Here is a 16735-nt window from a genome sequence, read left to right as displayed (position 1 = left end):
CGGCGGCCGGCATCGAAATCGGGAGGCAGCATGGGGGCGTTGCGAGTTACGGGCCACGGCGTGGACCTCGGGGAGAGTCTCCGCAGCCGTGTCGAGGAACGAATGTCCGCGATCCAGGCCAAATACCTCGACTCGCATATGAACGACTGCTGCACTGGTCACGTCACGCTGCGCCGGGACGGGACGGCCTTCCGGACGGATTGCGTGCTCCATCTGGTGTCGGGCCTCACCATCGAGGCGAACGGCTTCGCCCACGATGCGCGGTCGAGCTTCGAGCAGACCGCCGAGCGTCTCGAAACCCGGTTGCGCCGCTACAAGCATCGGCTGAAGCAGCACGCGACCGGACCCGGCGACACGGAGGCGGTCGAGGCGGCCTACGCGGTCCTGGCCGCTCCGGACGAGGAGGACGACGAGGCACCGGAGGGCGATGCCCATCCGCCGATCGTGGCCGAGAGCACCAAGACCCTGGAGCGCCGCACCATCGGCGAGGCCGTGACCGCCCTCGACATGACGGGGTCCCCGGTGGTCGTGTTCGTCCACGCTGGCACCGGACGCATCAACGTCGTATATCGGCGCAGCGACGGCGCGATCGGCTGGGTGGACCCTCCGAGCGCCGGCGACTGACGCCGCGGGTCGGGAGGAACGGAGCCGGAACCGGCTTGTTTCCCGGTCGATTGAAGGGCAGGGGCGTGGCCGCAGCGGCCGTCGGCGCCCCTGCAACCATGCCCGCGCCGTTATGGGCGGGTGACAGGGCAACGATCGGTCGATGCCAGTTCTGGAATTTCTCGACCCCGAGTCGGTCGTGTCGTCCCTGCGCGCGCGCGCCAAGAAGCAGGTGCTTCAGGATCTCGCCGCCCAGGCAACGCGGCGCCTCCCGGCGCTCGCGGAACGGCCCATCTTCGACACCCTGCTCCAGCGGGAGCGCCTCGGCTCGACTGGCATCGGCGAGGGCGTGGCGATCCCGCACGGCAAGCTGCCGGGACTCGACCGGCTGTTCGGCCTGTTCGCGCGATTCGACCGGCCGGTGGATTTCGAGGCGCTCGACGGCCAGCCCGTGGACATCGCCTTCCTGCTCCTGGCCCCCGAAGGTGCGGGCGCCGACCATCTGAAGGCGCTGGCGCAGGTCGCCCGGATCCTGCGCGAGCCGGGTATGCTGAGCCATATCCGAGCGGCCCGGGACGCGGGCGCGCTCTACGCCCTCCTGACCCGCTCCACGGCACCCCAGGCCGCCTGATGCCGATTTCCCGAACGGCCGCCGCCGCCCTGGCCATTGCCGCGTGGCTGGTCGCGCCTGCAAGGGCGCAGGGCGACACGACCTGTGCCCGCGACCTGCTCGTCGCGCAGTCGATGCAGCGGCAGGCGATCGACCAGTTGGAGCAGGCGGGCGCCGATGACGCCAAGAATTGCCGGATCTGGCGGCGCCACGTCGAGACCATGCGCCGGGTCGCGAGCGTCTACGGGCGCTGCCTATCGGGCTCCGAGCGCGGCGAGCGGCTCGCCCAGGTCCAGGGCTCAGACCAGGAATTCTCGACGGCGATCAAGGCGCGGTGCAAGGGCCCCTGAGGCAAGCTCAATCGACGCCGCGCATCATCAGCGGCTCGGCGACCATCTTCACCGGCTTGCGGCGTCCGATCAGGATCGCCGCCCGGGAGCGCTCCGGATCCGCCTCGAATCGCGTGCGCACCCAGCTCGCCAGGAACTTCACATACTCGAAGGCCACGAGCTTGGCGGCGGGTGGGCTCTGCCACCACCGGTCGGCATCGAAGGCCTCCGTAACGACCGGATGCGGCAGGACGCGGTCGCTGTCCTGCAGGGCGTGATCCAGCTCCACCAGCGTCCGGGGCATGTGGTAGTTCGAGGTCACCACCGCGACGGTGCTGAAACGGTGCGCCCGCATCCAGCGCCGGGTCTCGATGGCGTTCCCGATCGTGTTGCGCGCCCGGTAGTCGAGATCGACGCAGCAGGCGATCAAGGCGCGCTGGGTCGGGTTCAGCCGGGCGATCTCGTCGCGGCTGGTGCGCTCGTTCACGCCGGTGATGAGCAGGCGACGGCCGTAGCCGCCGGCCAGAAGGTCGATCGCGTCACCGATCCGCTGCGCGCCGCCTGTCAGCGCCACGATGCCGTCGGCCCGGTCGGGGGGCGTCCGTTCGTGGCGGTCGAGGGCGCCGACGAAGATCAGGAATCCCGCCATCATGGCCAACGCGCCGAAGGCGGCGCCGGCGCCGCAGATCCACAATGCCATCCAGCCCCGGGGGCGGGGCGTCGCGCGCGCATCAGCGCGGCGGGTTCGAGCCCACTCCTGCCAGGCCCAGCCGACCGCGTCGGTCGAGAGCGGATCCAAGGCGCGCTGCATACGCGTGGTCATTCTCCGGAGGATCGGCTCCGATTGCGGCGGACCGGAGGCGGTGCGATCCGCCTCGTCCACAGCGCAGCGATCACGTTTCCAAATCGTAAACGCGTGGCGCGGAGGTTATGTCCCGCCCGGCCCGTCACCGACCGGCGCTCAGGCCAGGAAGCGCCGCACGGTGATGCGCGAGACGACGCCGGTGACCAGGGACGCGATCACGCCGATCAGCACCACGCTCACGTAGCCGCGCAGGCCCACGTGGAAGGCGCCGAACAGCGCTTCCACCTCCTGGCCGGCCGGGCCGGACCGGGCCGCCCGGGCCAGGAGACCGGCCAGCACGAAGGCGAGGATCGCCACGCCGGCGCCGATCGCGCCTCCCCGGAGGCCGAGGCCGAAGAAGCGACGCTGGAAGGCGCGGGCGATGTAGTCGTCGTCGGCACCCACGAAGTGCAGCACCTCGACGACCTCGCGGTTGCTCGCCATGGCGCCGCGCGTCGCGAAGGTCACCGCGAGACCTGTGGCGATCAGCACGAGGACCACCATGCCGATCCCGATGCCCACGAAGGCGTTGGCCGCCGTCGAGAGCCGCTGCAGCCACAGGACGTGGTCGTCGAGGCTGGCGACGCCGGGCAGGGCCTCCAGGAGCCGGGACCGGAGGCGCTTGAGGTCGGCGCCCTGGTTGTTCGCCAGGGTGAGTGCGATGAGCCGCGGCACCGGCAGGTCCGAGAGGTCGAGGCCGCTGCCGAGCCACGGCTCCAGGAGCCGCTCGGCCTCGGCCTTCGAGAACACCCGCGTCTCGGCGATGCCCGGCTCCGCCTTGGCGATGGCCACGGCCCGGGTGACGTCCGCATCGACGTCGCGGCCGGGCCCGGGACGGACCTGGATCGTGACCTCCTGCGCCACGTCGCCCTGCCACTGCGCGGCGTTGGCCGCCACCATCTCGGCCGCGCCGGCGCAGAGGCAGGCCAGGAAGGTCAGGATGGCGATGACCGCCGCCAGGGAGCGTCCGGCGGCCGTGTCGGTCGGGACGAGGGGCGCGTTGCGGCGCAGGTTCGCCGATGCGGTCGGATCCGGGACGCCCGCCGGGGATCGCGGACGCGCGCGCGAGAGGGCCTGTAGGGTCATTCCTCGATCCGCAGCCGGCCTTCGCCCAGGACCATCCGGCGGGCATCGACGGCGTCCATGATGCCGAAATCGTGGGTGGCGATGATGACGGAGGTCCCCAGCTTGTTCAGCTCCAGGAACAGCCGCAGCAGCCGCCGGCCCAGGCCCGGATCGACGTTGCCCGTGGGCTCGTCGGCCAGGAGCAGGTCCGGTCGGGCGATCAGCGCCCGGGCGATGGCGGCGCGCTGCTTCTCGCCGCCGGACAGAAGCGGCGGCAGGGCATGCATGCGCTCTCCGAGCCCGACCCAGCGCAGGAGTTCCACGACCTCCGCCCGATAGCTGGCCTCGGCACGCCCCTGGACGCGCAGCGGCAGGGCCACGTTCTCGTAGGTGGTGAGGTGATCGAGCAGCCGGAAGTCCTGGAACACCACGCCCATGCGCCGCCGCAGCCCCGTCAGCGCCTTGGCGGAGATGCCGCTCACCTCCTCGCCGAAGATCGACACGAGGCCGCGCGTCGGCCGGGCCGAGAGCAGGATCAGGCGCAGCAGCGTGGTCTTCCCCGCGCCCGACGGCCCGGTGAGGAACTGGAAGGACCGCGGCGCGATGCGGAAGCTCACGTCTGACAGCACTTCCGGCCCGAGGCCGTAGCGCATGCCGACGTTCTCGAACTGCACCACCGGCCGTTCCACGCCGGGCAGCAGGCTCTTCATGCTCGCCTGTCGGTTCAAGGGGCCTGCCGATCTCGTCTGTCGCCGGCACGGCATCGCCGGATGGGCGGGCGTTTTCAAGGCCTACGGGATTTCACGCCCGCTTAACCCTGTTCGGCGACACTTTCTCAAGCGAATTAACTGTCGGGACCGTTCGCGGCCGATCTTTGCGAGTATGGCGCGTATGCTGATCGTCTGCCCAAGCTGCGCGAGCGCGTACCGGATCGATGCCGACAAGGTCGGCATGGACGGTCGGTCGGTGCGCTGTGCGGCGTGCCGCGAGACGTGGTTCATCAGCCCGGCCGACGTGCTGGCCGGCCACGAGGCCGAACTCGTCGCCGATGCCGATGCGCAGGCCGATCCGGTCGTCGATGCGGCGTGGGAGGAGGCGACCGCCTCGGTTCGGCACGCTTCGGACCTCCCGACCCCCAGCACCCGCGCCTCATCCCGGCGACCCTTCCAGGGCGCTGCCGTCCGGCGCGTGGTCCCCGGCCTGTCGCCATCCCTGGCGTTCGGACTGACGCTCCTCGCGGCGCTGCCGCTCGTCTGCCTCGCCCGCACGACCGTCGTCCGCGCCGTCCCGCAGACCGCGTCCCTGTTCGCGCGGATCGGGCTGCCGGTGAACGTGCGCGGGATCGAGATCCGGGACGTGGTGGCGTACAGCAACCCGGCCGAGGACGGCCGGCCCGCCGAACTCGTCGTCGAGGGCGACCTCGTGGGGGTCGCGCGATCCGACAGGCCCGTGGCGCCGCTCAGCGTCGAGATCCGGGACGCCGGCGGCCGCGCGATCCGGACGTTTCCGGTTCCGGCGCCCCGATCGGTCCTGGCGTCCACCGAGACGGCGCGGTTCCGCGCGAGCCTCCCGGCCCCGCCGCCGGAGGGACGGACCGTGATCCTGCACTTCGCCGACGCCGAAATCCCGCAGGGCGAATCGCACGCCGGGCCGACCGAGCGCTGATCGCCCCGGCGCACGCCGCGGCGTCGAAGAACCGCTCGGCGGATGCGCGCAAGCTGGGACGAGCGTCCGCTCCGGGTGCGCTGCGATGAGCGGGCCCGTCCCCGCGGTCGATGATGTGCGTCGGTTCCGCCGACGGCTCCGGTCCACCCGAGACCGGGCGGCTCGCGGCGCGGGTTCGCAATCCGCATCACCCATCGCGGACCGTCGGGAGTTGGCCTTGCCGCGAACGGCGAGAAATTTCCTGTGGTCCGTGAGTGTGCCTGCGGCAAGCGTCTGGCGGCTCAGAAAAAGTGTCGCGCCGCCGAACGCCCGATGAAATCCTGATCGGCACGAATCGATTTTTTCGAACCGAAACGGTTTTGCTGTTCGATGTAAATAATAAGGAGTGTATTTTTCGCACGATCTGCCGGTAAATGAATTGTCCACACGATTATATATTATAACAATACAATCCGACGCGATCAAAGCTTATGAAATTAGAATTTTTTCTGATGAAACAGATTTCGAGTGCCGTCGATGTCGGGCGCAGGCATTGCCTTCGTGCCGTCGATCGACCCGAGACCGCCGTTCGCGGCTGGGCGCATTGTGGCAGCTTCCGGCCATCGCGCGATCGTCCACACGGTCAGCCGCGCCCACGCCCTGAAATGTACGCCCCGGCATGTGCGGCGCATCGGGCGACGGACCGGATCAGATCCGGCCGGTTTCCGGATCGATCCCGGCGCGGTGCGCCGCCGCCGTGGCGGAGGCGTAACTCCGGCCCGAGCCGGCAATCCGCAGGGCCACCCGGATCGCGGCGACGCCGACCCGCGCGATCCGGATCTGCCCTGGCAACTGGCGCGGGCCGATGGGCCGATACGCGAGGCGGGGGCTGGCGCGTTCCGCCTCCACGATCGCCTGGCCCAGGGGCAGGGCGGCGATCCGACTGGCCTCCGCGGCGTCGAGCCCGAGCCGGCGCGCCCAGGTGTGGCTCCGGCCGAGCAGGCTCAGGCCGTGCAGCCGGCGGAAACGCCGTCGCCAGACATAGCGCATCACCGCCCGCGGAAAGGCTTCCATCCGGGCATCGCACAGCGCGTCGGGCTCCTCGCAGCGGGAGCGGATCGTGTCGGCGACGCCGCCGGAAGCTCGGCCGGCCAGGCGGGCCGATATGGTCACGCAGACGTCGGTGGCGTGACGCACGCGCAATCCGTGTTCGATGAGCCGCGCCACGAAGGCGCCGTCCTCGCCCAGCGGGATCTCCGGCATGCCGCCCACCTGGAGATACGCCGCGCGCGTCACCGCCAGGGTCGCGCCGATCGCGGTCCGGTGGCAGGGCCAGGGGTCGTGCGGATCGGGGTCGATGCGCGCCTCGGCCTCGGTGATCAGGGCATCGTAGATGTCCTCGAGTCGGCCGCGGGCGGGCAGCGACGGGGGCAGCAACGCCGCCTCGGCGGCATCGAGCTCGACCCGGCCGGCGACCGCGTCCGCACCCGCCCGGATGGCGGCCAGGTTTCGGGCGATCCAGTTCGGCGGCACGCGGCTGTCGGCGTCTGTGGAGAGGATGAGGCCCGCGCCGCCGCGATCGCCGAGCCACGCGGCGGCGGCATCCATGGCCCGTCGCCGCGCCCAGCCGGCATGGGCGCCCGCGAAGTTCTCGGTGAGGATGCGCACCGGGATCGACAGCGCCGGCACCAGCTCCGCCACGATGGCCTCGGTCCGGTCGGTGCAGTTGTTCAGGAACAGCACCAGGCCGAGGCTTCCCGGCGCGAGGCCTTCCTGGGCGTCGACGGCCCGGAGGCAGGCCGCGATGCGATCCTCCTCGTTGCGCACGGGGATCGCCACGATCGCGTCGGGGATCGCTGCGGGCGAGGATGGGGCACTGGTCAACGGCGGTCTCTCCGTCGGCGCCCGCCGCGGGGAAGCGGGGCCGAACGGCGCTATGCCGCAGCTTGCCTGAACGGAACCGGAAGACCGCCGACGCCGCTCACAATGCCTTCTCGAGCAGGCCCTCGATCCATTCCGGCTGGGTCTCGCCGACGGAGCGCCCGACCTCGGCCGACCCCTTGAAGGCGATCAGCGTGCTCTGCATCCGGGCATCGAAGCGCTTCAGCAGATCCTTCTGGCTGTCGAAGTCGATGTCGAAGATCTGCAGGTCCTTGAAGCGCGGCTCGGCCGAAAGCCGCGCGAGGATCGGCTTCTGCGTCCGGCAGATCGGGCACCACGGCGCGCTCACCTCGATCAGGACCGGCTTGCCGGCCTTCCGGGCGGCCTCGAAGGCGGGTTCCGAGAATGGCATCGCTTCGCCGGCCAGCGCCGGCGCGAGGCCGGCGGAGCAGGCGAGACCGGCCAGCGCCAGGACATGCCGACGGGTTTTCATGACGGACGGCCCTCACGCCGCATCACCCCCGACGGGATGGCGGCTTCCGGCGCAGGGTACACCACGCGCCGGCAATGACTGCCGCGTCCGGATGCCTCGCGACGCCTTCAGCGGCGCCGTTTGGGTCACATCATCGAGATTCGGGTGTGTCGCTGCCGACGGCGACACGACCGGGACCGTTTCCGCGTCCCGGTTTCCCTACGCATTCCTACCTCGAACCCGCGGCGGGACCGGCCGAAGGCGCGTGCGCCGAGCGATCCTCCGCGACGAGCGCCGCGATGTCGTCGGCATCCACGGCGTTCAACGGCCGCCGGACCCGCAGGGCGCGCGTCGGCGCGCCCGCACGCATCACCAGCACGATGGTCTCCATGTCGGGGCAGCCGGGATCTGAGCAGGCGATCTCGTTGATCGCCAGCGCGTCGGCCGCACCGAGCCCCAACGCCTCGCTCAGCACCCGCTTCAACCGTGCCGTGCACTCGGCGCGCGCCGCCGAGCGGGCGCGCCATGCCCCCAGGCTCTCGAAAGCCATATTGGACCCGAATCCCGTGTTCGAATACGCCGCCGGTCGGATCGGCCCTGGCGTCGAGGCTGGTCCCCCGGCGCGGTCTGTAATAGTGTTGCGTCGTCAAGGCCCGGTCAAGCGACCGCGCGGACCGACGGCTCGAAACAATCGTCCTGCTCGCCCGTAATGCCTGTGTTGGCCTCACAGGTTTTGCAGGTCGCGCTGATCTCGGCGCTCGACAGCGCCGCGGCCGTTCTGTGAGGTGCGTTCGAGCGCGTAAAGGATGGGTGATCTTGCGACCCTGGCGGGACGGACCGAGCGATCGGCGCAATTACCATCACGGGAACCTGAAGGAGGCTCTCATCGAGGCCGCGCGTCGGTTCATCGCCGAGCGCGGGATCGGCGGCTTCACGCTGGTGGACGCCGCGCGCCTCGTCGGCGTGACGCCGGCCGCCCTGTATCGGCATTTCCGCGGCCGGGAGGCCCTGCTGGAGGAGCTTGCCGGCCGCGGCTTCGCCGAGCTCGCCGCCCGGTTGGCGCGCGCCCTGACCTCGCGTGGGACGCCGCTGGAGCGGTTCACGCGCATGGGTGAGACCTATCTTTCCTTCGCCGAGGAGGAGCCGGCCTATTATGCCGCCATCTTCGAGACCCGGGGCGGGCAAGCCGCGTCGCCCGGGTTCGAGGGCGGCGCAGGAGCGGACGGGCCGACCGCGCGTCCGAGCCCCTTCGACCTTCTGGTCGAGGCGCTCCAGGCGACCTTCGCGGACGGGTTCGGCGGCGTGGCACCCCGCTTCATCGCCCTCGAAGTGTGGGCGCTGGCGCACGGCCTCGCGACCCTGTCGTCCGCCGGGCACCTGCCGCGCGGACCCGGATTTCCCGACAAGTTCGAGCTTTTGCGAGCCGGTGTCCTCGCCCTGGTGCACGGCGCGGCGCGACCGGCCGAGGGCGGCGCGGGCGCCGGGTCGAGCCGCCCTTGAAAGCCGTTCCCGGCGCGCGCATGTTAACCGCGTTCACATGAACAGCGGAGCACAGCCGTGACCTCTCAAACTTCCTCTCCCTGGGCGACCGGCAGGCTCTGCCGCTCCGGCCCGTTCCCGCGTCGTTCGCTCGAGATCGGCGCGATCGTAGTGGGCTTCGTCTACTGGTGGCCCGTCGGCCTCGCCCTGGTCGCTTGGAAGCTGGCCGGCTACCCGGCCTTCACCGAACTGCGTGACCAGGCGCGGCGGGCCTTCTCGGATCTCGACGGCGCACAGCCCGCGTCCCGGTTCGCCCGCGCCTTCGAGGCGGCGAACCGCCGCGGCGGCAGCGGCAACGCGGCCTTCGACGCCTATCGCCGGACCGAGCTCGACCGGCTCGAGGCTCAACGGCGGGCCCTGGAGGAGGAGAGCCGGGCCTTCGATCAGTTCGTGGAGGAGCTGAAGCGCGCCAAGGACCGGGAGCAGTTCGACGCCTTCATGGCCAAGCGCAGGAGCGAGGGCGGCGAGGGCCGCTCGGTCTGACGCGGCCGCCGCTCTCGGCAGACCCGAGCCGGCAAGCCGGCGCCCTCTGAGAACACCCGTTCCGGGTCCGGGCCGCTCGACCTGGACCCGGCCCTCCGCCATCGGCGGCCGGAGCGGCATCCGCAGATGCCGCTCCGGCCGCACGGGTCTCAGGCGGCCCGAACCGTACTCAGGAACCGGTCCACTTCGCCGGTCAGATGTTCGGACTGTTCCGACAGGCGGGAGGCCTCGGTCAGGACCAGGCCGGCCGCCTGACCGGTTTCCTCGGCGGCCCCCGCCACACTCACGATGTTGCTCGTCACTTCGCCGGTGCCCTGCGCGGCCTGGCCGACGTTGCGCACAATCTCCTGGGTGGCCGCGCCCTGCTCCTCGACGGCGGCGGCGATCGAGGTCGCCACCCCGTTGATCTCGCGGATGCGCCGCGTGATCGCCCCGATGGCGCTGACCGCCTCTCCGGTGGAGGATTGGACCCGGGCGATCTGGCTCGAGATCTCCTCGGTGGCCTTCGCGGTCTGCTCGGCCAGCGCCTTGACCTCCGACGCCACCACAGCGAAGCCGCGCCCCGCCTCGCCGGCGCGGGCCGCCTCGATCGTGGCGTTCAGCGCCAGAAGGTTGGTCTGTCCGGCGATGTTCGAGATCAGGCCGGCGACGTCGCCGATCTTAGCGACAGCGGCGCTCAGCTCCTGAACGAGTGCACTGGTGTGGTCCGCCTCATCGACCGCCGCCTGGGCCAGCTTCGCCGAGCCGTCGACCTGCCGGCCGATCTCCTGCACCGACGAGCCCAGCTCCTCGGCCGCGGCCGCCACCGTGCTGACGTTGCTGGCGGCCTCCTCGGCGGCAGCCGCCACGGTTGTCGTCTGATCCGCGGTCCGGGTCGCGGTCCGGGTCATGATCTGCGCGGTGGACTGCAACTCGCTGGCCGACGCGGAGACCTGTCCGATGATGCCGCCCACCGCCTGAGCGAACTGGTCGGCGATCTGGACGAGGGTGGCTTTGCGCTGCGCCTCGGCGGTCCGGCGCGCCTCCTCCGCCTCGGCTTCGAGCCGCCGCGTGCGGATCAGACTCTCCTTGAACACCTGCACGGCGGCCGCCATCGCACCGATCTCGTCGGATCGCTGCCTGAACGGAACCTCGGTTCCGGTCTCCCCGTCCGCCAGCTTCGACATGGCCGCGGTCATCGCCTGGATCGGCCGCGAGATTCGAAGCAGACCGAACACCGCCGCGCCCAGAGCCGCAGCGATGGACAGGCCGATCCCCGCCATCGCCGTAAGGGATGCCGTGTTCGCCCGGTCCATCGCGGCGTCGGCGTCTCTGGTCGCGGCCTTCTCGTCGTGCTCCACCAGCTGCGTGAGCAGTGCGCGTGACCCGTCGTACAGGGCGACGACCTCGGGACTGCTGAGCTGAACCAGGGCTTCCTGCTGACGCCCGGCTTCGACGAGCCGGCGGATCTCTCGATCCGCGCGTTCGAACTTGGTCCAGGCATCCGCGAACCCGTCATAGAGGCTCCGCTCCTGCGGCGTGATGATCAGAGGCTCGTAGGTGCGGCGCGTCTCGCGCATTCGATCGTGTGTGCCCGCAAGATTGACCTCGTTCGTCCGGCGTTGTTCGGGTGTGTTCGACAACAGGACGAGCCGGTACTGTTTGACGCGGACCTCGGAGGCGGCGACCTCGATCGCGTTGACCTGTGCGACGGACGGCATCCAATTCGTCGCGACGCTGGTGGTGGCTTGGCGGATGCCGACGATTTCGTAAAGTGACAGGCCGCCTTGACCGGCCGAGATCAATGCCAGCAAGCCGAAGAGAAGTGCCAAAACAGTTCTGAGCGAGAACTTCGAACGCATAACCCATGCCCGTGAAAGCGAGAGGAGCGGCGATCTTGCGACATGCAAGGCTGTGATGTGAGCGGCAATTAGGCATGGCACGCTAAAGGTCAAGTTTTCTGGTCGCAAAATCTGTTACTATTTTCTTGTGAAAAGATTTTAATACGCATGTATTGATGATGCCGAAGTAGTAAATATCAAAATATACTTGATATAGCGGAGTTCATCCCCGTATTGCCCTTGAAAAATCTAGATTATAATTTTTCTAAAAAAGCCGGTGGATTTGTCTTACCGATGCCGGGTTGGGCGGCATCCGGGCCGAGCCCGCCGGGCTCCGGCGGCCTGTCGGCACCGCACCAGTGGAGAGCGGCATTGCCCCGCGCGGGTGCGACGATGCCCGTTGCGCTTCACGGGCCGGGGTTGGACGACGGTCGCCCGGCGGATCGCCGCGGGTTCCGCGAGGCGAGACCGGACACGGCAGCACACAAGTTGCACCGCGGCGCGAGGTCCGGCATTGCTCCGGCAGCCTGAGCGAAGAGGAATGGCGATGCCGACGGGTCGGGTCACCGTGGTGGATCACCCGCTGGTGCAGCACAAGCTCACCTACCTGCGGGACAAGAACCGCTCGACCAAGGGCTTCCGCCAGATCCTGAACGAGATCGGCATGCTCCTGGCCTATGAGGTGACGCGGGATCTGCCCCTGGAACCGGTCACCATCGAGACGCCCCTCCAGCCGATGGAGGGCCGGCAGATCCAGGGCAAGAAGCTCGTCCTGGCGCCGATCCTGCGCGCCGGAGTCGGCTTCCTGGACGGGATGCTGTCCCTCGTTCCGTCGGCGCGCGTCGCCCATGTGGGCCTCTACCGGGACCCGGACACGCTGGAGGCCGTCGAATACTACTTCAAGGCGCCCTCGGACCTCGCCGACCGGACCGTGCTTGTCCTCGACCCGATGCTGGCCACCGCCAACTCGGCGATCGCGGCCCTGGACCGCCTCAAGGCGCGGGGCGCCTCGGACCTCCGCTTCGTCTGCCTGCTGGCGGCGCCGGAGGGCCTGGCCAAGTTCCAGTCCGCCCATCCCGACGTGCCGGTCTGGACGGCCGCCATCGACAGCCATCTGAACGAGCACGGCTACATCGTTCCCGGCCTCGGCGATGCCGGAGACCGGATGTACGGCACGCGCTGAGCGGACAGGCGGAGCCCATCGCCGATCCGGGCAGACCGGATCTCACCGCGGAACGGGCAGCCTATTGCCTGATGCCGCGGCCGGCGAGGCGCTGCTGTCCCGCGACCTGGCGCAGGACCCGGGACAGCTGCTCCACCGAGTAGGGTTTCTGGATCAGGTTGAACCCGTGCGCCCCCTCTTCCGCCAGCACGTGGCTGTAGCCGGAGGTGAGCACGACCGGCAGATCGGGCACACGCCGTTGCAGCGCCCGGGCGAGTTCGATCCCGCCCATTCCGGGCATGACCACGTCGGAGAACACCGCGTCGAAGCGGAACGGAATCTTCTCGATCTCCAGGAGCGCCTCCTCGGCGTTCGTGACCCATACGGTCTGGTGGCCGAGATCCTCCAGGATCTGCGTGGCGAAACGGCCGACCTCTACGTTGTCTTCCACCACCAGGACGCACAGGCTCTCCACGTCCAGACCCCGGTCCTCGCGGGGGTTCGCATCCGCCGCCTCGGGCGCCGCCTCCACCTGCGGCAGGTAGAGGACGAAGGTGGTTCCCTCGCCGGGCGTGCTCGACACATCGACGTCGCCGCCCGATTGCTTGGCGAATCCGAAGACCTGGGAGAGGCCGAGGCCTGTCCCCTTGCCGATGTCCTTGGTGGTGAAGAACGGCTCGAAGATGCGCGGCAGCACCTCGGGTGAGATCCCGATGCCGGTGTCGGAGAGGGAAACTGCCGCGAACGTGCTCCGCGAGCCCGCATGGCCGCGGATCGCCGGCATCGGCCGTCCGCCCTTCAGGTTGAGCGTCAGCGTGCCTTCGCCGCCCATCGCGTCACGGGCATTGACGGCCATATTGATCAGCGCGGTCTCGAACTGGCTGAGATCCGCCCGGATGTAGCAGGGCTCCTCCGGGATCCGGGCATCGACGGTGATGCGCGCGCCCGTGACCGAATCGAGCATTTCCGCCACGGCGCGCAGCGAGGCGCCGACCTCGATCACCTCCGGGCGGAGCGCCTGCCGACGGGCGAAGGCGAGGAGCTGACCCGTGAGTTTGGCGGCGCGGTCCACCGTGTCGGAGATCGCCGCGATGTAGCGCTGGCGCCGCGCCTCGGGCAGGTCGGACCGCTTGAGCAGGTCGGTGGACGACTTGATCACGGTCAGCAGGTTGTTGAAATCGTGCGCCACGCCGCCCGTGAGCTGTCCCACCGCCTCCAGCTTCTGCGACTGGCGCAGCGCTTCCTCGACCTGCTCGCGCTCGACGCTCTCGGACTGGAGGCGCGCGTGCGCCTCCGCCAGGGCCTGCATGTTGCGCCGCTGCTCGGTCAGGTCGGTCAGGATCCCGCAGAGGAGCGGCTCGTCGTCCTGCCGCTCGAAGCGGCTGAGCGACAGGAACGTCGCGCTCTCGGTCCCCGCCGCCGCGCGCAATTCGACCTCGCCGCGCACCGGGCTCGTCATCGCCGTCCGCACCAGGCGATCGAGATCGGTATCCCCCAGCACGAAGTCGCGCAGGGACCGCCCCAGGAGCCGCTCCTGCGGCTCGCCGAGCATGTCCGCCAGCCGGCGGTTGCAGTAGAGCAGGGTGCCGTCCAGCCCGAGCGTGAAGGCCCCCTCCTGGATCTGCTCGATCAGCACCCGATAGGGGCGGTCCGCGTTCTCCAGCGTGTAGACCAGACGCTCGTGGTTCGGCCCTTCGACCACCACGGCGTCGAAGTCGCCCCGCCGAATGGCCGCCAGGGTCTCCTCGCTCTCCTCCAGGCGCGCTTCGAGCTCCCGGATATGGGCGCGATAGGCTTCGGGACCCGGGTCGTCGCCCGGCAGCAGCGCATCGACATCCATCACTGCGCCTCCGCGGCGGGAGCGATCTGGAGGCCGCGCAGGATGCGGCCTTCGTCGAGGAGGTCGCCCGAGATCCGGCGCTCGGGATGCGGAGAAACCCTGAGCAGCGTGGGAGCGGCCAGGACGCCGTCGCGCTCGGCCAAGTCGGGCTGCTGGTAGATGTCGATGATCTCCAGCTCGTATCGGCCGGGGATGTGGGCCTCGCAGATGCGGCGCAGGGATTCCACGGCGCGGAGGGAGCGTGGCGCGGTCCCGGCGACGAACAATCTGAGGCGGAAGCGGTCCTCGGGGTCCGGGGGCGTGAACCCGTTCAAGGCTGGTCCGCCTTCGGGCGGATATCGAGCCCGACCAGCACCTTATCGGTATTCGACAGGTCGCCGATGATCCGCTTCAGCGGCGAGGGCAGGCGGCGCACCAGGGTCGGGATCGCCAGGATCTGGTCACCGGCGGCCAGCTGCGGATTCGTCAGCAGGTCGACCACCTCGATGTCGTAGCGTCCCGCCAGGTGCTCCTCGCAGAAGCGCTTGAGGTTGGTCATCGCGGCGAGGGATTTCGTGGTCTGGCCGGCCACGTAGAGACGCAGGTGGTAACGTCCCGGATCGCGGTCGGGGTCCGTCTGCGGTGCCGGGTCGTCCGAGGTCACGTCGTTCATTCCGCAGCACTCCGTCGTGCGGTCAGTTCCTGCCGCTCCGTCTCGGAGCGTGCCTCACGCAACCTCTCCTCCGAGCGGAGGCGCTCTTCCTCGTCCTCCGCCGCTTCCAACCCGGCTCGAAGCTCCTCGATCTGCCGCTCGATCGCGAAACGCCGCCGGACGACATCGCGCAGCGTGCGCTCGGTCTCGCGCCGGCGCTCCTCGGCGGCCGCCCGCTCCTGCGCCTCCTGAACGTGGCGGGCCGTCCCGGTGAGGACACCCGCGGGACCGATATAGGCGTCGATGAGCCTGATCCCGCCAGACGACAACAGATATTCCCGGATCTGGTTCGAGTGGCTCATGCCCCGCGCCTTGATGACGTAGAGCGTGCGCGTCCGCTCGCCGTTCGCCTCCAGATTCTCCAGCTTGATCCAGGCATCCATCAACGAGGAAACGCCGATATCGTCGTCCTGCCCGACGGACCCATCGCCGCGCAGCGTGGTGAAGACCGCCGTGATGCCACGGCTCTTGATCAGGTCGATCATCCGCAGAAGCGTCGCCTGCAGAGTGCTGGCTGAGCCGCGCAGGGCGGAGATCGGATCGATCACCACGATGTCCGGCCGGAACTGGTCGAGGTCGCGGTGCATCCGTGCCAGATGCGTTTCGAGCCCGTGCAGGCTGGGCCGGGCCGTCTCGAAGCGCAGCAGGCCGCGGTCGCGATGCCGCGTCAGATCCAGTCCCAGGGAGCGGGCGTTCCGGATGATCTGGTCGCCGCTCTCCTCGAAGGCGAAGATCAGGCAACGCTCGCCGCGCCGGCAGGCGGCATCGACGATCGAGGCGGAAAGCATGGACTTTCCCGTCCCCGCTTCGCCGGAGATCAGGATGCTGGAGCCGCGGTGGAAGCCGCCCGGCCCGAGCATCGCGTCGAGGCCGGCGATGCCGGTCGGGAGCACGCCGCCGGGCACCGCGTAATCGAGGTCCGCGGACGTGACCGGCAGGACGCTGATCCCCGCATGGTCGATCAGGAACGGATATTCGTTCGTGCCGTGCGCCGAGCCGCGATACTTGACCACCCGCAGGCGCCGGGTGGTGATCTGGTCCTCGACCCGGTTGTCGAGCAGCACCACGCAGTCGGAGACGTACTCCTCCAGGCCCTGGCGGGTGAGCTGGCCCTCGCCCCGCTCGCCGGTGATGATCGCCGTCAGCCCCCGGTCCTTGATCCAGCCGAACAGGCGGCGCAGCTCGGCGCGCAGGAGCGCCGGATCGTTGAAGCCGGCAAACAGCGTCTCGAGCGTGTCGAGCACGACCCGCTTGGCGCCGACGCTGTCCACCGCGAAGCCGAGGCGGATGAACAGGCCCTCCAGGTCGTAGTCGCCGCTCTCCTCGATCTCGCTGCGCTCCACGCGCACGTGGTCGATGGCGAGACGGCCCGCGGCCACGAGACCGTCGAGGTCGTAGCCGAGGGACGCGACGTTGGCCGCCAGATCCTCGGCGCGCTCCTCGAAGCTCATGAAGACGCCGGGCTCGCCGTAGCGGGTCGCGCCGTTGACCAGGAACGTCGTGGCGAACAGCGTCTTGCCGCAGCCCGCGGAGCCGCAGATCAGCGACGGGCGCCCGGCCGGCAAGCCGCCGAACGTCAGGTCATCGAAGCCCGCGATGCCCGTCAGGGCCTTGGGCAGCGTCAATTGGGCTTGCGGATCAGGCACGATGCTGGAAGTCCCGGACGTCTCTGGCGCGACTTGGCTCCGGATACAGGGCCTCGCGAGCCGTGCTTCCGAAGCCGAGCCGTGGCGGCTTGAGGCCTTGGAGGGG

18 protein-coding genes are annotated in these 16735 nt (G+C 69.7%); 7 read left to right on the top strand and 11 right to left on the bottom strand.

Annotation, left to right across the window (positions count from 1 at the left end):
- Nucleotides 1-30 precede the first annotated feature (30 nt).
- The 3 genes from MKL01_RS22345 (at nt 31) to MKL01_RS22335 (ending at nt 1563) form a co-directional block, all read left to right on the top strand.
- Nucleotides 31-624, top strand: a complete 594-nt coding sequence (locus MKL01_RS22345; protein WP_243907379.1) for an HPF/RaiA family ribosome-associated protein — start codon at nt 31-33, stop codon at nt 622-624.
- A gap of 142 nt (nt 625-766) precedes the next feature.
- Nucleotides 767-1234 (top strand): PTS IIA-like nitrogen regulatory protein PtsN, encoded by a 468-nt coding sequence (ptsN, locus tag MKL01_RS22340; RefSeq protein WP_243907378.1) that lies wholly within the window; start codon nt 767-769, stop codon nt 1232-1234.
- On the top strand, nt 1234-1563 hold the full coding sequence (locus MKL01_RS22335; protein ID WP_243907377.1) for a hypothetical protein: 330 nt from the start codon (nt 1234-1236) through the stop codon (nt 1561-1563). The genes ptsN and MKL01_RS22335 overlap by 1 nt, the downstream gene beginning before the upstream one ends.
- A gap of 7 nt (nt 1564-1570) precedes the next feature.
- Here MKL01_RS22335 and MKL01_RS22330 read toward each other — a convergent pair whose 3' ends face one another.
- The 3 genes from MKL01_RS22330 to ftsE all read right to left on the bottom strand — a co-directional run bounded on the left by MKL01_RS22330 (nt 1571) and on the right by ftsE (nt 4161).
- The gene (locus MKL01_RS22330; protein ID WP_243907446.1) at nt 1571-2353 is read right to left on the bottom strand and encodes a YdcF family protein; all 783 of its coding nucleotides are present in this window, start codon (nt 2351-2353) and stop codon (nt 1571-1573) included.
- Between the two features lie 150 nt (nt 2354-2503).
- Complete coding sequence (locus MKL01_RS22325; protein WP_243907376.1) at nt 2504-3472, bottom strand: cell division protein FtsX; 969 nt, start codon at nt 3470-3472, stop codon at nt 2504-2506.
- On the bottom strand, nt 3469-4161 hold the full coding sequence (gene ftsE, locus MKL01_RS22320; RefSeq protein ID WP_243907375.1) for a cell division ATP-binding protein FtsE: 693 nt from the start codon (nt 4159-4161) through the stop codon (nt 3469-3471). The genes MKL01_RS22325 and ftsE overlap by 4 nt, the downstream gene beginning before the upstream one ends.
- Before the next feature lie 181 nt (nt 4162-4342).
- Between ftsE and MKL01_RS22315 the strand changes: the two genes are divergently transcribed.
- Nucleotides 4343-5116 carry a zinc-ribbon domain-containing protein gene (locus MKL01_RS22315; protein WP_243907374.1) on the top strand — a complete coding sequence of 258 codons (774 nt, stop codon included), beginning with the start codon at nt 4343-4345 and terminating at the stop codon, nt 5114-5116.
- A gap of 687 nt (nt 5117-5803) precedes the next feature.
- Here MKL01_RS22315 and MKL01_RS22310 read toward each other — a convergent pair.
- The 3 genes from MKL01_RS22310 to MKL01_RS22300 all read right to left on the bottom strand — a co-directional run bounded on the left by MKL01_RS22310 (nt 5804) and on the right by MKL01_RS22300 (nt 7998).
- Nucleotides 5804-6979, bottom strand: a complete 1176-nt coding sequence (locus MKL01_RS22310) for a glycosyltransferase (RefSeq protein ID WP_243907373.1) — start codon at nt 6977-6979, stop codon at nt 5804-5806.
- 97 nt (nt 6980-7076) lie between these two features.
- Nucleotides 7077-7469, bottom strand: a complete 393-nt coding sequence (locus tag MKL01_RS22305; protein WP_243907372.1) for a thioredoxin family protein — start codon at nt 7467-7469, stop codon at nt 7077-7079.
- A 208-nt stretch (nt 7470-7677) separates the two neighbouring features.
- The gene (locus MKL01_RS22300; protein ID WP_243907371.1) at nt 7678-7998 is read right to left on the bottom strand and encodes a hypothetical protein; all 321 of its coding nucleotides are present in this window, start codon (nt 7996-7998) and stop codon (nt 7678-7680) included.
- 266 nt (nt 7999-8264) lie between these two features.
- Between MKL01_RS22300 and MKL01_RS22295 the strand changes: the two genes are divergently transcribed.
- Nucleotides 8265-8948 carry a TetR/AcrR family transcriptional regulator gene (locus MKL01_RS22295; protein ID WP_243907370.1) on the top strand — a complete coding sequence of 228 codons (684 nt, stop codon included), beginning with the start codon at nt 8265-8267 and terminating at the stop codon, nt 8946-8948.
- A 57-nt stretch (nt 8949-9005) separates the two neighbouring features.
- Nucleotides 9006-9470 (top strand): DUF2852 domain-containing protein, encoded by a 465-nt coding sequence (locus MKL01_RS22290; RefSeq protein ID WP_243907369.1) that lies wholly within the window; start codon nt 9006-9008, stop codon nt 9468-9470.
- Between the two features lie 149 nt (nt 9471-9619).
- Here the strand turns inward: MKL01_RS22290 and MKL01_RS22285 are convergent, their stop codons facing one another.
- The gene (locus MKL01_RS22285; protein ID WP_243907445.1) at nt 9620-11311 is read right to left on the bottom strand and encodes a methyl-accepting chemotaxis protein; all 1692 of its coding nucleotides are present in this window, start codon (nt 11309-11311) and stop codon (nt 9620-9622) included.
- A 526-nt stretch (nt 11312-11837) separates the two neighbouring features.
- Here MKL01_RS22285 and upp point away from each other — a divergent pair.
- A complete protein-coding gene (gene upp, locus MKL01_RS22280) occupies nt 11838-12473 on the top strand; it encodes a uracil phosphoribosyltransferase (protein WP_243907368.1) in 636 nt (211 codons plus the stop codon).
- Between the two features lie 61 nt (nt 12474-12534).
- On the opposite strand, the gene MKL01_RS22275 is transcribed toward upp, so the two are convergent.
- From MKL01_RS22275 to kaiC, 4 genes are read right to left on the bottom strand one after another with little or no spacing between them, the layout of a single operon-like run.
- Nucleotides 12535-14292, bottom strand: coding sequence for a PAS domain-containing hybrid sensor histidine kinase/response regulator (locus MKL01_RS22275; RefSeq protein ID WP_243907367.1), 1758 nt, complete (start codon nt 14290-14292; stop codon nt 12535-12537).
- On the bottom strand, nt 14292-14606 hold the full coding sequence (locus MKL01_RS22270; RefSeq protein ID WP_243907366.1) for a circadian clock KaiB family protein: 315 nt from the start codon (nt 14604-14606) through the stop codon (nt 14292-14294). The genes MKL01_RS22275 and MKL01_RS22270 overlap by 1 nt, the downstream gene beginning before the upstream one ends.
- Nucleotides 14603-14944, bottom strand: a complete 342-nt coding sequence (locus MKL01_RS22265) for a circadian clock KaiB family protein (protein WP_243907365.1) — start codon at nt 14942-14944, stop codon at nt 14603-14605. Before MKL01_RS22265 ends, MKL01_RS22270 begins: the two co-directional genes overlap by 4 nt.
- Nucleotides 14941-16629: a circadian clock protein KaiC gene (gene kaiC, locus MKL01_RS22260; RefSeq protein ID WP_243907364.1), complete on the bottom strand. Its 1689-nt coding sequence runs from the start codon at nt 16627-16629 to the stop codon at nt 14941-14943. The genes MKL01_RS22265 and kaiC overlap by 4 nt, the downstream gene beginning before the upstream one ends.
- Nucleotides 16630-16735 lie beyond the last annotated feature (106 nt).

Source organism: Methylobacterium sp. J-070 (assembly GCF_022829385.1).
Classification (GTDB): Bacteria; Pseudomonadota; Alphaproteobacteria; order Rhizobiales; family Beijerinckiaceae; genus Methylobacterium.
The sequence above is the reverse complement of the archived record's forward strand: the minus strand, read 5'-3'. Positions and strand labels throughout refer to the sequence as shown.